A 13,032-nucleotide genomic window follows, 5' to 3' on the forward strand; every position below is an offset into this window, starting at 1 on the left:
GCCGTCGCCTTCGCGGACGCCGGCCCGTACGACGACGTCGAACGGGTCACCCACATCCACATCGGCATCCCAACCACGTACCGCCCGGCCGCGCGCGGACTGGCCACCGCCGGACCCACCAGCTTCATGGAGTCGACCGCGCGGCGCGCCACCAACTCAGGGTCGATCGTCGGCACGGCCGGGCCGGCCGCGCCGGTCGGGGGCCAGGAGTCGGCGTGAACAGGAGGAAGGCCGGTTTCAAAGATCCAGGTAATCAATGTCGATGAGTTTGGGAGTCACTCACTGTCCGGCGAGCGGTTCAGGGGCCATCCCTCGGTGAAGGCCCTGAGCTGGCCTCGCTGTCGTTCTTCCTCCGCGATCCGGTCGGTGAGAATGCGGCGGTCGATGTACGGCGCGGCGGCGGCGAGGACCAGGCGCTGAAGCTCGGTCGGGTCGAGAGCCTCAACCTCCCACTGCACCGGCTGGTCGGCGGCGAGCCCGTATCGGCGGGCGAACCCCGGCCAACGTGGGTCGCCGGCCTTTCCCGCGGCTGCGGGTAGCTCGTAGTCCCGGACTTGGTCGTGGGTGAGCAGGACGCGTTCTACGTGGCTCCAGCAGTCGGTTCGGGCCACCCAGTCCCGTTCGATGTCGGCGCCCGAGGCGTCGAAGTCCCCGACGTTTCTCCGGGGCGCCGCGAGCGTGCGGTTCGAGTTCTCGCAGCTCAGAAGCGGTCGGGACGACCATAGCGTGCGCAACAGGTGTGGTGCACGGAACCTGACGGAAGATTCACTCGGCGGGATGCTGACCGGGTTCGGGCCGCCCGTTCAGACGCTGGCGGATTTGGCCCTCGGGGAGTATCCGAACGGAAAATAGCGGTAGGCGTCAGGTCATGGATCCAGGCCGAAGACCCTGCGCCACTTCGACGCCTGATCGTCAGCCCGGGCGTTTGGCCATGACGACCAGACCGGGGCCGCTGTATCCCGTCGGGGGGAGCCGCAATTCGGCGACCGGGTTCAGGCCGGCCTGCTCGATCAGATTGACGAGTTGTTCCGGCCGCCACTTGTGGGTCGTCCAGCGGACGGGTACGCCTCCGTAGGCCTCGGTGCGCACCGCGTCCTCGTCGCCGACGTGTGTTCCGGTGATGAAGTGTCCGCCTGGCTTCAACGCGCGTGCGAACAGGGCGAGGACCTGGGGAAGGACGTCACGGGGGAGGTTGAACAGCGACCACCACCCGAGCACGCCGCCCAGGGTCGCTTCACCGAGGTCGAGCTCGGTGGCGGAAGCGACAGCGAAGCGGCACTCCGGATGAAGGCGGCGTGCGTTCTCGATCATGCGAGGAGAGAGATCCACCCCGGACACGTCGAGTCCGCGTTCGGCGAGGTAGGCGGTCACTGTTCCGGGCCCGCAGCCGACATCGAGGACAGGCCCGAGCCCGCGCACGGTGTCAGCAAAGGCGTCGATCGACGCCTTGAGCCACGGGTCCCTGCGGGTGTCGCCGACTCCAGTCGTCACGACCATGTGGGCATAGTTGTCGGCCACCCGGTCGTAGGATTCACGTACGACGTCGAGATCGGCCGGGCGGTCAATAGGGTGTGCGCGCATCAGCCAACCATAGGACCGCACGGGGGACTTGGGGCTGGTGAAGCGGTTGACGCCAAGCCGTTCTTCACGGCCCGGCTGACCTCGTGAGGGCGTTCACGCGGTTCCCGTACTCGCGGCGGGCCTTGCGCTGTGCCGGTATCACCGGGACGCCCTGGGCACCGTCGAGCGGTTGGCAGCGGGCGAGGAGTTGTTGGTGCACGGCGGGGACGGCGCTGACGCGCAGGGTGTAGCCCTGGCCGCGCCGTACAGTGACGCCGTGATCGAGCGCGGCGCGCTCGGCGGGCTCCAGTTCGGTGGCCCGGAGGTAGTCGGCGACCTTGCCCGGCATGTCGAGGGTGACCGGCAATTCCGGGGCGGGGGCATTCTCCTCGATGGCGGTGTGGTCGGGCAGGAGGTCGCCGACGGCCGTGCGGATCGCGCCGCGGCTGACTCCGTGGTCGCGGGCAAGGGCGGCGATCGAGCGGCCCTCCAGGTACGCGGTGCGTACGTCAGCGGTCTTCGTGGCCGCGACGGCGGGGCGGCGTCCGCCCTTGTTGCCCTTGGCCTCGGCGGCGCGCAGTCCGTCGTAGGTCAGCTCGCGTTGGAGGTCGCGCTGGAGTTCGCCGGCGGCGGCGAGGGTCTGGAGCATGAACTTCACGGTGGACAGCAGCTCTCCGGTGCGCGGGTGGCGGGCGGTGAGGTCCATGGCGGAGAACGCGCCGTCGTGGATACGCAGGGCGAGCTGGTCGCGGTGGAGGACTTCGAGGACATCGAGGATGTGCTGGTTGCCGCGCACGAGACGGAACATCTCGGAGATGTGCACGGTGTCGCCCGGCCGGGCGTACGTGAGCAGTTCGCCGAACTTCGGGCGCTGGAGCGGGTGGAGGCGGCTGGAGGTGCCCGCCTCTTCCTCGAACACCCGCGGGGCGTCGATCCCGGCTTCGGCGAGGACAAGATCCTGGCGGGCGGTCGACTGCTGGTCGGTCGACACCCGCTTGTAGACGAGATTGGCCACGCTGTTCCCCGCTTCTGCCGCCGCATCGGACCTCGGGTGTCATCTAACCCTGTCGTCAGCCGCCATCGGATCTCGTTGGATCGGAGCCGCCGTCAGGCCCCGGAAAGTCGGGGTTCATTGGACGCCCGCCGCCCCTGTCGTCATTCGATCCTTTGCTGACAAGAGCCTGCGGCTGATCGGGGCAGCTATGTCACGTGGCTGAAAGGCATTGAGCCAGTGCTCCCCGAGTCAAGGAGATCTGGGATCATGAAACATGCTCCCGGATGACTGGCACCTCACCCAAGACGTTGACGACTTCCTCGCCCGAGCCGGGGACTTCCTGCGCTCGCGCCCCGCCCTGCACAACACGCCGCTTACGGACATCGAGAAACTGCGGATACGCAGGCCGGACGCGCACGGCCCCGTCACCGCCGTCTTCGGCCGACTGGAGTCCGGAGGCGAGGTCCACGCGGTCTTCTATCTCACTTCGCGCGGCCGCCTAGGCCTCACCCCCCTCTCCGTCGAGCAGACCGACGCCCTCGCCGCCCACTTGGCCGTCCTCGGCCACTCGCCCGCCAACGTCATCGCGGACCACGACACCGCCACCGGATACGCCGACTCCTGGCAGCGGCACACGGGCGCGGAGCCAGCACTCTTCTGGCGAACACATCTCTACCGTCTCGGCACACTCACCCCGCCGCAGCCGCACCCGGAGGGACGGGGCCGTCTCACGGGCGGGACAGACCGCGAACACGTTGTGTGCTGGTGCCGTGAGTTCTGCGTCGATGTCGGGGAGCAGTCCTCCATCGACTTGATCGACGCCGGCTCCTGGGACGACTCGCACTTCGGCGACCGGCACTTCACCTTCTGGGAGACCCCGGACGGCACCCCCGTCTCGATGGCGGCCGCGACCTCGGTCATCGGCGGCATGGTCCGGATCGAACCCGTCTACACCCCGGCCCACCTCCGGGGCCGCGGCTACGCGGGCGCCGTGACGGTCGAGGCGAGCCGGGCAGCTCTGGCCGCGGGCGCGACGGACGTCGTCCTGTTCACGGACCCGGACAACCCCACCAGCAACGCCCTCTACCAGCGCATCGGGTATGTTCACGTCGCCGACTTCGCCGGGTACAAGTTCTCCTGAAGCGCACCACAAGCCGGTTGAGGGCGTGATCGGCGCAAACACACCTGCCACGTACCGGCTGTGACCGCCGCGTAGCGGTTGACGAAAGTGGTCACTCTGATCAGCCTTCGGGTCGGTGACGCTCAGTCCTGCTCGTCGTCGTCGTTCTCGTCATCGGTGTGCGGGTTACGCAGCTGCCGCAGGCCCGGCGCGGCCGGTTGAGTGAAGGCGTAGCGGCCGAGGAAGTTGATGTGGTCGTACTGGAGTGGGGAGAGCCGGGCGAGCAGTTCGTCGGTGACGGGGAAGCCGTCGGCGGCCAGCTGTTTGACGGCGGCGTCGATGTAAAGGCTGTTGAACAGGACTACGCAGTTGAGGGCCAGTCCGAGGGCGCCGAGCTGGTCCTCCATGCCCTCGCGGTAGTGCTGGCGCAGTTCGCCGCGCTGTCCGAAGAAGATCTTCCGGGCGAGGCGATGGCGGGCTTCGGTGACGTTGAGCTGGGCGCCGATCATGCGCCGGTATCCCTCGTCGGAGACGAACTGGAGAAGGTGCAGGGTCTTGAAGATCCGTCCGTAGTGGGCGAAAGCGTCGCCCAGTCCGGTCGGTTTGCCGTCGCGGGAGAGCATGCGGATCAGGTCGTGTCCGCGGACCTCGCCCAGGGTCAGGGAGCCTGCCACGCGGAGCATGTCGCCCCAGTGTGCGCGTATCCGGTCCAGGCGGATGGTGTGGTTGGAGACCGGCTGGAGCGGCCCGTAGTCGGCCGCGGTGTTCGTCCGCCACAGCCGGGCGTCGGAGATGTCGGCGATCCTGGGCGAGAACTGGTAGCCGCAGATCGCGAACAGGCCGAAGACGATGTCGGAGTACGACGCGGTGTCGGTGATGACGGTCTCCGGCTTCGGGCCGCCGTCGCGGGCGTGGATGGCGTCCAGGATGAACAGCGAGTCGCGCAGCGTGCCCGGCACGACCACCCCGCCCAGCCCCATCACCTGGTCGTTTACCACGTTCAGCCATGTGGCGCCCTTGTGCCGCAGCCCGAAGTACCGGGGGTTCGAACCCGCGTACAGGGTCTGCACGGGCACGGTGAAGCGGACCCCGTCGGCGGAGGCGACCAGGCCGCCACCCCACGCCCTCACGACGTCGATCTTTGCCTGGGCCTCGATGAACAGGCCGTTCGCCACCGAGATGTTCTCCGCCCGGAAGTAACCCTGATCGACCTGGACCAGACGGCCCCGGCTGAGCGCCGGGACGTCCGGCTTGATGACCGGGGTGAACCCGACGTTGCACGCTTCCGTCAGCAGGACGGCGCACAAACTGGTGGTGAAGCCTTCCATGTGGGAGTCGGCGCCGGAGATGTGCGTGAACGCGTCCGCCATCCCCGTCAGCTCGGCGACCTCCAGCAGCAGCTCGGGGAAGTCGACCTTCGGCAACATCCCGTTGACCAGCTGGCGGAACGGCGGCATGAGCTTGGGCTCCTCCGCCTTGCCGAGCTTGCCCAGCTTCAGCTTCCCGCCCACTACCTCCAGCGCCGTGTTCCCGGGCAGCCCGGCGGCGACTTGTACGTACGCGGCATGCAGAGCGGAGGCGAGTTCGGCGAGATGTCCGGCCGGTTCGCTCTCCAGACCGAGAGCGGTGAGCACCTTGGGCTCGGCGGCTGTCCACTTCTCCCCGGCCAGCAGCTTGGCGCGGGGGTCGCCCCAGCGGTCGCCGTCCTTGGCGAACACGTCCCGCCGGCGCAGCGAGCGGTGCAGATGCTCCAGGACGCAGAACGAGTACGCGGCCTTGTCGACCAGGCCGTGCGGCACGTTGGGGTTGGCGAACACCAGCCGCCGCCAGGAGCCCGTCACCAGATCGGCGGCGACCTCTTCGGCGCCGACCTTCTTGCGGCCGATCAGATCCGGGAGCCGCTTGAGGGCCTCAACGACGGGCGCGCCAGCTTTCCACAGCACCGAAGTCGATGACCTCGACCAGGAGGCGGATGAAGCCACGCACCGTGCCGTAGCGGGCGACCAGCTCGGCCCGCCATTCCGCGTCGTCGTCCCCGTCGATGTCCGGGACCACCGAGGCGATCGTGGCGAGCGCCTCGGCCAGCTGCTCGCGCGGCACGACCTGCTCGATTGCGGACCACGCGTCGACCACGGAGACGAGCTCGCCGGTGTCGGTCGCGGGCGGCGTCGTCATCAGCACGTCGACCGCTGCGGCGACCTTCTTCGCGGCCTTGCGCAACTGGGGCAGAGCTTTGAGCTTGGCATCGTTGCCCATCCGCTCGGCCTTCGCCAGCAACTTGGTGGCCATCAGCGCGTGCAGCAGATCGAGCGCGTCATCCACCGTCGCGGTCTCCAGGTGGCGCACGGTCGCCAGCAGCGTCGCGGTCTGCCGCGTGACCTCCAGCCGCTTCAGCGTCGGCGCCTTCGAGGCCAGCCCGTACCGGGCCAGCCCGGTCATCCGCGCGGCCGGAACCCGTCCGGCATCCACCGCGCCGGCCCCCAGGCCCCGCACCTCGCGGGCGCGTTCCAGGGCCAGTTCCATAGCCTTGCCAGACACCCGCATCGGGCCCAACCGCAGACGCTCCAGCTCCGACACCCGCTTCTTCTCCGGCACCTCCAGCAGCCGGACCATCTCGGTCCGCAGCTCGTGCGGCACCACCTCGTACAGCGCGGCGTGCAGCCGGTCGTTCTCCTCCTGACGGAGCGCGGCCACCATCCGGGCCAGCGACGTCACACCCGGCAGCAGCACCCGGTTGTTCACCAGCCACACCACCGCCCGGTCGAACAGGGCCCGCGGCCCCTCCAGCGACGACCACACCCGCGCCGCCAGGAACTCCCGCAGCTCCGCCTCCCCGGCCGCGAAGTCCCGGTAGCCGTAGGTGTCGCGGATCTCCCACGCGTGTTCGTACACGGTCTGCGCGCGCGTCCCGTACTCGGCGAAATGCTCGTCGTCGAGACCGAGCTGCTCGGCGACGAACCGCACCACGGAGGCCGGTACCGCCGTGGGGTCCTCGGTCAGGAAAGTGCCGAGCATCCGCACCGTGCCCCACTGCACCGCCCACCCCAACCTCGTAGCCGAACGGCGCTTCGCCCGAGCGAGCTCCAGGGCTCTGGTGCCCAGGCGGAAGAACTGTTCCAGCTCCCCGGGTGAGGGTTCCGTGGCGAACCGGCCGTAGCGGGCCTCTTGCTCAGCAGACAGGTACTCAACAGGCATGGCCAGGAACGTAGAGCCCGCTGACCAGGCAAAACGGGTCCGTCACCGAACCGGAATCAAGATCGCTCCGCTACCGCTAATTTCCGTTCGGACACTCCCCGAGGGCCAAGTCGGAGTCTCATGACTGACACGGTGTCAGCAGCGAGGGTGCGGCGGTGCCGTTGTCGCTGGACCGTGACGAGGCCATGGCGCGGCCGGGACGGGGAGTCGGCGGTCGGCGCGCACGGGCGGAGCGTCTGTGCGCGCATGCTCCGCCGACGCCACGGCCCTGCGCCCCACCGGCAGGAGCCCTCCCCCCCACTCCCCTCCCCGCACGCGCCCCTCGGAAAAGTCCAGCAGCGGCCCGGAGGGGCGGGCGTCCAGCCGGTGCGCCGCGGTCGACGGACTGCCCGGCACCGGCCCCTGGGTCACTCGGCCGGTGCGCGGGCCGAAGGGCCCGGTCGCTCAGGTTCCGCCGGGTTTGCCCGTCGAGACCAGCAGGAGGACGGACGAGCCCGGTGCCACCGGTTCTGCGCCGCCCCGGGGCTGACTGCTGATCACCTGCCCAGCGGGAGCGTTCCAGTCCGTGTGCCGCATGATCGTGCAGCTCAGTCCGAGTCCGCGCAGCAGGCTTCCGGCCTGTTCGACCGGCATGCCGGCCAGGTCCGGCAGCGCGATGCCCGCTCCCGCGGTCTGCTCCTGCTCCTGTGTCGGAGTCGCATCGGCGCTTCCGCTCTTGGGGGTGCCGGTGGCGAGCGGGGTGCACGCCCCGTTCGCCGGTGGGGACAGGGACGGGGAGGCGCCGGGCGCGGGCGGCACGGGCTTCAGCGCGAAGAACCCCACCGTGGCGCACGCCAGCACGCAGCACGCCGCAGCGGTGCCGAGGAGCGCCCGGCGGGTGCGGCTGCGGCTGACGGCTCGCTCGATCGCGGCCGCGTCGACGACCGGCGCCGTCGGCCCGTCGACGAAGGAGGCCACCGCGGCACGCAGCTCGGCTTCGAGGCCCGGCTCGAACGGGGCCGGTCCGGACGACGTGTTCCTCACTTCGTACCTCCGAAAGCGGCCGACGGCGTGTGCGGCGCCTGGGCGCCCGATACGGAATCGCGCAGCTTGGCCAGGCCGCGGGCGAGCTGGGACCTCACCGCACTCGAAGAGATGTCCAGGACGCCGGCGATCTGCCGGACGTCCAGATCGTGCAGGTAGTACAGGACCACCACGCTGCGCATGCCCATCGGCAGCCCGAGCAGTGCCTCGATCAGTTCCGCGCGCAGATCCACCTGCCCGAACCGGTCCCGGGGGTCGGCCGTCTCGGGCACCCCCGACAGCCCGGGGCGCTCGCCCCGGCGCGACAGCCGCCGCCAGCGGTCGTTGGCCAGGTTGACCAGCACTTTGCGCACGTACGCCTCCGGCGAGTCCGCCACCGCGACCTTCCGCCACTGTCGGCACGCCCGCTCCAGCGCCTCCTGCACCAGATCCTCGGCCACGTGCACGTCACCGGTCAGCGCATACGCGGCGCGGAACAACGCTCCCGACCGCTGTGCGACGAACTCCGTGAATCCGTTGCCCGGACCGCTCCTGCGAAACCTCACCCGCCGACCTCCTCTCCTCGTCCCGTCCCGATCACTGCCCCCATGACGGCGGAACGGGGCCGGGTGCTGCACCGAGCCGCCGGCAGTGACGTGAATCACAGCCGGGACGGAAGGGTGTCCCAGGACCTCGCGCCGCTGCCGCCCGGGGTGCGGGCGGGGCCCGGCGAAGCGGAGGGCCGCCGGGCGGGCGGCCCGCAGTCGGCCGAGAAGAACGGGGGCGCCTCTTGCCAGATACTACGGTGACCGTACTACGGTGTGCCGGGTGAAGAACAAACGCTCCATGCAGGAGCCGACCTTCCTCCTCCTCACCGCACTCGCCGACCGGCCGCGCCACGGCTACGCGCTCGGGGACGAGGTCGCCGCGATCTCCGACGGTCGGGTGCGACTGGGCGCAGGCAGCCTCTACGGCACCCTTGACCGCCTGCTGGCTGAGGGGCTGATCCGCGTCGAGCGCGAGGAGACGGTGGACGGACGCCCCCGACGCGTGTTCACCCTCACCCCGGACGGAGAACAGTCGCTCAGGACCGAGGCCGACCGCCTGCGCTCCGCCCTGCGCGAGGCGGACCGCCGCCTGGCGGCACCCCGGACCCGTTCCGCAGGAGGCTCGGCATGACCTCGAAGCACCCCCTGAACGCCTGGCTTCTCCGGCGGGCCCTCGCGCTCTACCCGTCCTCGTACGGCACCGGCGCGCTCGCGGAGGTGACCGACTTCGCCGCGCCGCCGGATCGCTCTCCGGTCCGGCCGGAGGGCTGCGCGAGGTGGCCGACGTCGCCGGGCACGGAGTCCGGGTCCGGCTCGGCCTGGTCTCCCACCGCCCGACGGGCCGGGCGTTCGCCACCGCGGCGCCGATCGCCGCCCTGCTCGCCGGAACCTACGCGGCAGCCTCGGTCGTGCGCGACGTGCGAACCGCCGTCAGCCCCGAGACCCACGGCTCCTCCACCAGCGGCTTCCCCGACGGAGGCCCGCTCCTGGCGGCGGTCTCGTTCCTCGTCCCGGCCGCGCTCACGGCCTGCGCGGTGGTGGCCGACCGCTGGTCCGCCGCACGGGTCCTGGCCTTGCTGGCCGCCGCTTCGGCGGCACTGTTCTGCCTGCTGTCCTACACCGGGCCGCTCGGCCTGGACCGAGCCGCAGCAGCCGAACTCGGCCTCGGCCCGCGCGGGTTGGGGCTGATCACGCTCAACACCCTGATCCTCCTGCTCGCCCCGCCCGACCGGGAGCGCCGCCCCGGCACCGGGCTGTGGCTCGCCGTCGTCGTCACGGCCTCGGCCGTCGGTGCCGCCGGCGGCGGGGAGGAATGGATCGAGGTCCTCACGACCTCCGGGCTCGGCCTCTGGGCCCCGCTCGCCACCGGAGCCGCGCTGGCCCGCAGCACCCACGGGCCCAGGGACGCGGTGATGGCCGCCACCGTCCTCGCGGCCCCACCGCTGCTCACCCCCTGCTCTTCGGCGGCCAGGCGTCCGCCGCCACCGCTTTGCTGCCCCAGCTCCTCGTCCTGTCCGCCTTCGGCTACCTGGCGGCCCGAGGCGCGATCCTCCTGTACCGCCGCCTTCCGAGGAGGGGGCTTTCCCGCAGCTGACCCACGCACCCTCCCTGCTCCCTGAAGGTAAGCGGTCGGCTGCCGGTCGGACCGCACGGAAGCGGACCGGCGAGCAGGCACTCCCCCGCGCGGCGGCCGGACGCTTCGGGGCCGTGCCGCCACCACGGGCTCCGGGACGACCGGAGCTCCCAGACCCGTAGGTCAGGGCGGGCGCTCCGGTCGTCCCGGTACACCTCGTGCCGGTAGCCCGCGTCGGCCGGCCGCCCAGGCACCGGGCCTTCGCCGCCGCCCCAGGGGTGGGCCGTGGTGACGACCCGGCAGGCGTCGAAGACGAACAACGGGCGGCGGAAGACCGCCACCAGGCTGCGCAGCGGGTGCCGGACCACGTCCGGCACCCGCTGCCGGGAACGGGGGGCCATCCCCGCGGGCGCGGGGAGCAGTCGCGCATCCGGCGCAGCGCCTCGTCGGCCTGGGGGCCATCCCCGCCCGCGCCGGGGCGCCGTAGAACGCCCCGTACCGGGACGCCTGCTCATCCGTCAGAAACTCGACCGCCACAACGGCCCTCCGAAGATCGACAACATCGACCCGCGAAGGTTGGAGCCCACGATCAGCCCAGGTCAACGGCCTCCGGAGACCGGCCCGGCCTTAGCGCCGGTTTTCGTTCCGATGTACCGAGGGCCGATTTCCTGCCGCTCGGCTTCCTCGCGGGCGAGCGCCTGCCGATGGACGTCGGGGTCGCGGTGGGCCTCGATGGCCTCGCGCACGATCGCGGCCAGGATGTCGGGCGGCAGTGCCTCGGCCTGGGTGGTGGTCGTGCCGGAGAACGAGCGCCGGTCGGTCGCCTTCGGCGGGGCGGTCGGCAGGTTGTAGGTGACGATCTGCTCGGGGGTGACCGCGACCCTCTCGAACTCCACCTCAGCACCTGCGGCCTCCGCGAACGCGATCACGTCCTCGGCCAGCGAGCTGAACATGTGGACGCCGCTCTGGTCGTAGTCGCCCAGGTGCAAAATCCTGGTTCTGCGGCCTCCGGAGATCGCCCGGACGGCTGCGTCGTGCTTGCCAGCCAGGCCGTCGAACCCACCGCCGGAGAAGCAGGAGATGCCGAACTCCTCGCCGATGCGTACCAGTTGAGGGACCATGCCGGCCGTCTCGCACCACAGCTCCAGCCGGACGGGCTGGCCGGCTTGGCGGTCGACCCGGTACTCGTCGACCGCCGCCGCCACGGCCGTCCAGAAGTCTTCGGGGCCGGTGAAGGAGGGCGGGGCGTCCACGGCGATCTGGGTGTCGTCGCGGATCACGTCCCAGGGGATCCGTCCAGAGCGGCGGGCCATGCCGACGTACTCACACATCCGTTTGTAGTCGCGCTCGGTCTTCTCCAGCACGCCGTCGCTCAGGAGCACGTAGAAGAGCTGGCGAAGCGAGACGGGCAGGTGGTCGCGGTAGCGGTCGAGGACGGCGTCGACCGCGGTCAGCACCCGGAGTGTCTCCCGCTTGGGCCGCCAGTGCGGCTGCGGCCCGCGGGGGCGCTTGTTCGGCATCGTGGCCTCCTGCATTCAAGAGTCCGTGGTTTCATCCGGGAGGCGGGGGTGTGTCGCGTCCTCGGTTGAGCTGGGCCATCAGCTCGCGGTTGGCCGCGCGGGCGGCGGCGAGGTCGTCGCCCTGATCCTGGAGCTTGAGCTCCAGGTCGACGACTTGCTGTTCGAGGGTGATGATCCGGGCCTGGAGCTGTTCGGTGTCGTCGGGCCCGCCGATGCCCGACTCGCGCCAGACCTGATCGCCCAGAACCTCGCTGAGACGGCCTTCGAGGCGCCGGACCTGGGCGGCGAGGCGGGCGGTGCGGGCGTCGGCCGCCACCAGGTCGGCCTGCAACGAGGCCCGGCTGACGGCCGGTCCCCGGCCGCCGGGGACCGTGGGCGGCTCGGCAGCCTGGGCGTGGATCTGGCCGAGCAGGTCGCGGTGGCGGTAGAGGAAGGTGCGGTCGACGCCCGCGCGGCGAGCGATGGCCGCGACGCTGATCTCCAAGCCGTCCTTCGCGGCCTCGGCCAGGGCGGCGAGGACGCGCTGGCGGCGTCGGCCGGTGTCGGCTCGGCGGCCTTCCATCATGGCCTGGACGGCGGGGTCGGGTGGGCTCATGCGGGTCGCTCCGGTCGCAGGTCGGGCAGGGGCTGGGGGATGCGCGGCATGCCGAGGAAGCCCTGGCGGGTCTGGCGGACCATGGCCGCGGCCTGCTGGATCTCGGCGCGTTCGGTGTCGGTGAGCTGGTCGACCTCCTCGGTGACGCGACGGATCAGCCGTCGGACGCGGGCGATCTCCTCCTCGGACGGGGTGGCCTCGGCTCGGGCCCAGTCGTCGGCCTCGGTCATCGACCGCAGCCGCTCCCGCTGCCGCAGCAGACCGTCGAGGTAGGCGCTGAGCTCGGGGAGGTAGGAGATGTCGGTGGAGTAGTGGTCGCAGCCCATGCAGCGGAACCGCAGAGGGCAGGAGCCGCCGCCGGCCGCGACGTTGGACGGCTCGGAGGGATGCGGGTGTCTGTTGGTAGCGGGGTTGTCCGTGTCGGCAGTGTGGTGCCTGGGGTCTTTCGTGTCGCTCCTCTTGCCGGGGAGATGTGGTTCGCGGCCCCAGCATGAGGGCGGGGTGTGCGGGCGATGGCGAGGTTGTGCTGAATGCGACCGGAGGGAGTGGTTGGGTCGTGTCTGCGGGCGACAATCGTTTCGGCTTGCGGAACGGGCCGGAGAACACCTTCTGGCGCCACCCGCCGAATCCCAGCGTTCACGAACTCGATCGCGTTCGTGGTGCAGACGATGCGGCGGATCTCGGTGTCGAAGCGAAGGAGCAGATCTCGCAGTCACCGCAACGGCCGGTTGTGAGACCGCAGGTAAACCCGAGGATCGGGCACACTCCGGCATTTGCGGATACGAATACAAGGAGAAGACTGGTTGCATAAGACACGGGGTGGCCGACTAAGCTTGACGTTTAACGTCGCAGGTCACCCGACCTGCTGACCTGCGGTTCTTTCCGGGACAGCGGAGGCGGCCGTTCTCCACGCTTCGAGATGTCG

At 70.7% G+C, this 13,032-nt stretch carries 14 protein-coding genes; 4 read left to right on the plus strand and 10 right to left on the minus strand.

The genetic code is table 11. The features are described 5' to 3' along the window. Nucleotides 1-219, plus strand: a 219-nt coding sequence (locus ACFYY1_RS42210; RefSeq protein ID WP_388595343.1) for a hypothetical protein, incomplete at its 5' end; no start/stop codon positions are given. A 56-nt stretch (nt 220-275) separates the two neighbouring features. Here the strand turns inward: ACFYY1_RS42210 and ACFYY1_RS42215 are convergent. From ACFYY1_RS42215 to ACFYY1_RS42225, 3 genes are all read right to left on the minus strand, one after another. Continuing rightward, nucleotides 276-734, minus strand: a complete 459-nt coding sequence (locus ACFYY1_RS42215) for a hypothetical protein (RefSeq protein WP_388595345.1) — start codon at nt 732-734, stop codon at nt 276-278. A gap of 178 nt (nt 735-912) precedes the next feature. Continuing rightward, a complete protein-coding gene (locus ACFYY1_RS42220; RefSeq protein ID WP_388595346.1) occupies nt 913-1,581 on the minus strand; it encodes a class I SAM-dependent methyltransferase in 669 nt (222 codons plus the stop codon). A 64-nt stretch (nt 1,582-1,645) separates the two neighbouring features. After that, nucleotides 1,646-2,575: a recombinase family protein gene (locus tag ACFYY1_RS42225; RefSeq protein WP_388595348.1), complete on the minus strand. Its 930-nt coding sequence runs from the start codon at nt 2,573-2,575 to the stop codon at nt 1,646-1,648. 253 nt (nt 2,576-2,828) lie between these two features. Between ACFYY1_RS42225 and ACFYY1_RS42230 the strand changes: the two genes are divergently transcribed. After that, nucleotides 2,829-3,695, plus strand: coding sequence for a GNAT family N-acetyltransferase (locus tag ACFYY1_RS42230; RefSeq protein ID WP_388595350.1), 867 nt, complete (start codon nt 2,829-2,831; stop codon nt 3,693-3,695). Nucleotides 3,696-3,817: 122 nt separating this feature from the next. Here the strand turns inward: ACFYY1_RS42230 and ACFYY1_RS42235 are convergent, their stop codons facing one another. From ACFYY1_RS42235 to ACFYY1_RS42250, 4 genes are all read right to left on the minus strand, one after another. Beyond that, nucleotides 3,818-5,617 (minus strand): Tn3 family transposase, encoded by a 1,800-nt coding sequence (locus tag ACFYY1_RS42235; protein WP_388595352.1) that lies wholly within the window; start codon nt 5,615-5,617, stop codon nt 3,818-3,820. After that, nucleotides 5,586-6,869, minus strand: coding sequence for a DUF4158 domain-containing protein (locus ACFYY1_RS42240; protein ID WP_388595354.1), 1,284 nt, complete (start codon nt 6,867-6,869; stop codon nt 5,586-5,588). The genes ACFYY1_RS42235 and ACFYY1_RS42240 overlap by 32 nt, the downstream gene beginning before the upstream one ends. A 444-nt stretch (nt 6,870-7,313) precedes the next feature. Beyond that, nucleotides 7,314-7,892, minus strand: coding sequence for a PASTA domain-containing protein (locus ACFYY1_RS42245; protein WP_327310775.1), 579 nt, complete (start codon nt 7,890-7,892; stop codon nt 7,314-7,316). Beyond that, a complete protein-coding gene (locus tag ACFYY1_RS42250; RefSeq protein ID WP_388595356.1) occupies nt 7,889-8,437 on the minus strand; it encodes a SigE family RNA polymerase sigma factor in 549 nt (182 codons plus the stop codon). Before ACFYY1_RS42250 ends, ACFYY1_RS42245 begins: the two co-directional genes overlap by 4 nt. Before the next feature lie 280 nt (nt 8,438-8,717). Here ACFYY1_RS42250 and ACFYY1_RS42255 point away from each other — a divergent pair, with 280 nt between their 5' ends. Both ACFYY1_RS42255 and ACFYY1_RS42260 read left to right on the plus strand, forming a co-directional pair. Then, entirely contained in the window at nt 8,718-9,050 is a 333-nt protein-coding gene (locus tag ACFYY1_RS42255; protein WP_073810844.1) for a PadR family transcriptional regulator, read from the plus strand. A gap of 145 nt (nt 9,051-9,195) precedes the next feature. Continuing rightward, nucleotides 9,196-10,038, plus strand: coding sequence for a hypothetical protein (locus ACFYY1_RS42260; protein WP_388595357.1), 843 nt, complete (start codon nt 9,196-9,198; stop codon nt 10,036-10,038). A gap of 553 nt (nt 10,039-10,591) precedes the next feature. Here the strand turns inward: ACFYY1_RS42260 and ACFYY1_RS42265 are convergent. Genes ACFYY1_RS42265 through ACFYY1_RS42275 form a run of 3 tightly spaced genes read right to left on the minus strand, consistent with a single transcriptional unit; the run spans nt 10,592 to nt 12,433 of the window. Beyond that, the gene (locus tag ACFYY1_RS42265; RefSeq protein WP_388595358.1) at nt 10,592-11,512 is read right to left on the minus strand and encodes a hypothetical protein; all 921 of its coding nucleotides are present in this window, start codon (nt 11,510-11,512) and stop codon (nt 10,592-10,594) included. A gap of 31 nt (nt 11,513-11,543) precedes the next feature. Beyond that, nucleotides 11,544-12,107 (minus strand): hypothetical protein, encoded by a 564-nt coding sequence (locus ACFYY1_RS42270; protein WP_388595360.1) that lies wholly within the window; start codon nt 12,105-12,107, stop codon nt 11,544-11,546. Next, on the minus strand, nt 12,104-12,433 hold the full coding sequence (locus ACFYY1_RS42275; protein WP_388595362.1) for a transposase: 330 nt from the start codon (nt 12,431-12,433) through the stop codon (nt 12,104-12,106). Before ACFYY1_RS42275 ends, ACFYY1_RS42270 begins: the two co-directional genes overlap by 4 nt. Between the last annotated feature and the right edge of the window lie 599 nt (nt 12,434-13,032).

This window comes from Streptomyces sp. NPDC001890 (genome assembly GCF_042891445.1).
Taxonomy (GTDB): domain Bacteria; phylum Actinomycetota; class Actinomycetes; order Streptomycetales; family Streptomycetaceae; genus Streptomyces.

Excerpts from the sequence above, each read along its gene's own strand:
- ACFYY1_RS42220 (WP_388595346.1), bottom strand. The coding sequence starts at position 1,581 with ATGCGCGCACACCCTATTGACCGCCCGGCCGATCTCGACGTCGTACGT.
- ACFYY1_RS42230 (WP_388595350.1), top strand. The coding sequence starts at position 2,829 with ATGCTCCCGGATGACTGGCACCTCACCCAAGACGTTGACGACTTCCTC.
- ACFYY1_RS42240 (WP_388595354.1), bottom strand. The coding sequence starts at position 6,869 with ATGCCTGTTGAGTACCTGTCTGCTGAGCAAGAGGCCCGCTACGGCCGG.
- ACFYY1_RS42255 (WP_073810844.1), top strand. The coding sequence starts at position 8,718 with ATGCAGGAGCCGACCTTCCTCCTCCTCACCGCACTCGCCGACCGGCCG.
- ACFYY1_RS42265 (WP_388595358.1), bottom strand. The coding sequence starts at position 11,512 with ATGCCGAACAAGCGCCCCCGCGGGCCGCAGCCGCACTGGCGGCCCAAG.
- ACFYY1_RS42270 (WP_388595360.1), bottom strand. The coding sequence starts at position 12,107 with ATGAGCCCACCCGACCCCGCCGTCCAGGCCATGATGGAAGGCCGCCGA.
- ACFYY1_RS42275 (WP_388595362.1), bottom strand. The coding sequence starts at position 12,433 with ATGGGCTGCGACCACTACTCCACCGACATCTCCTACCTCCCCGAGCTC.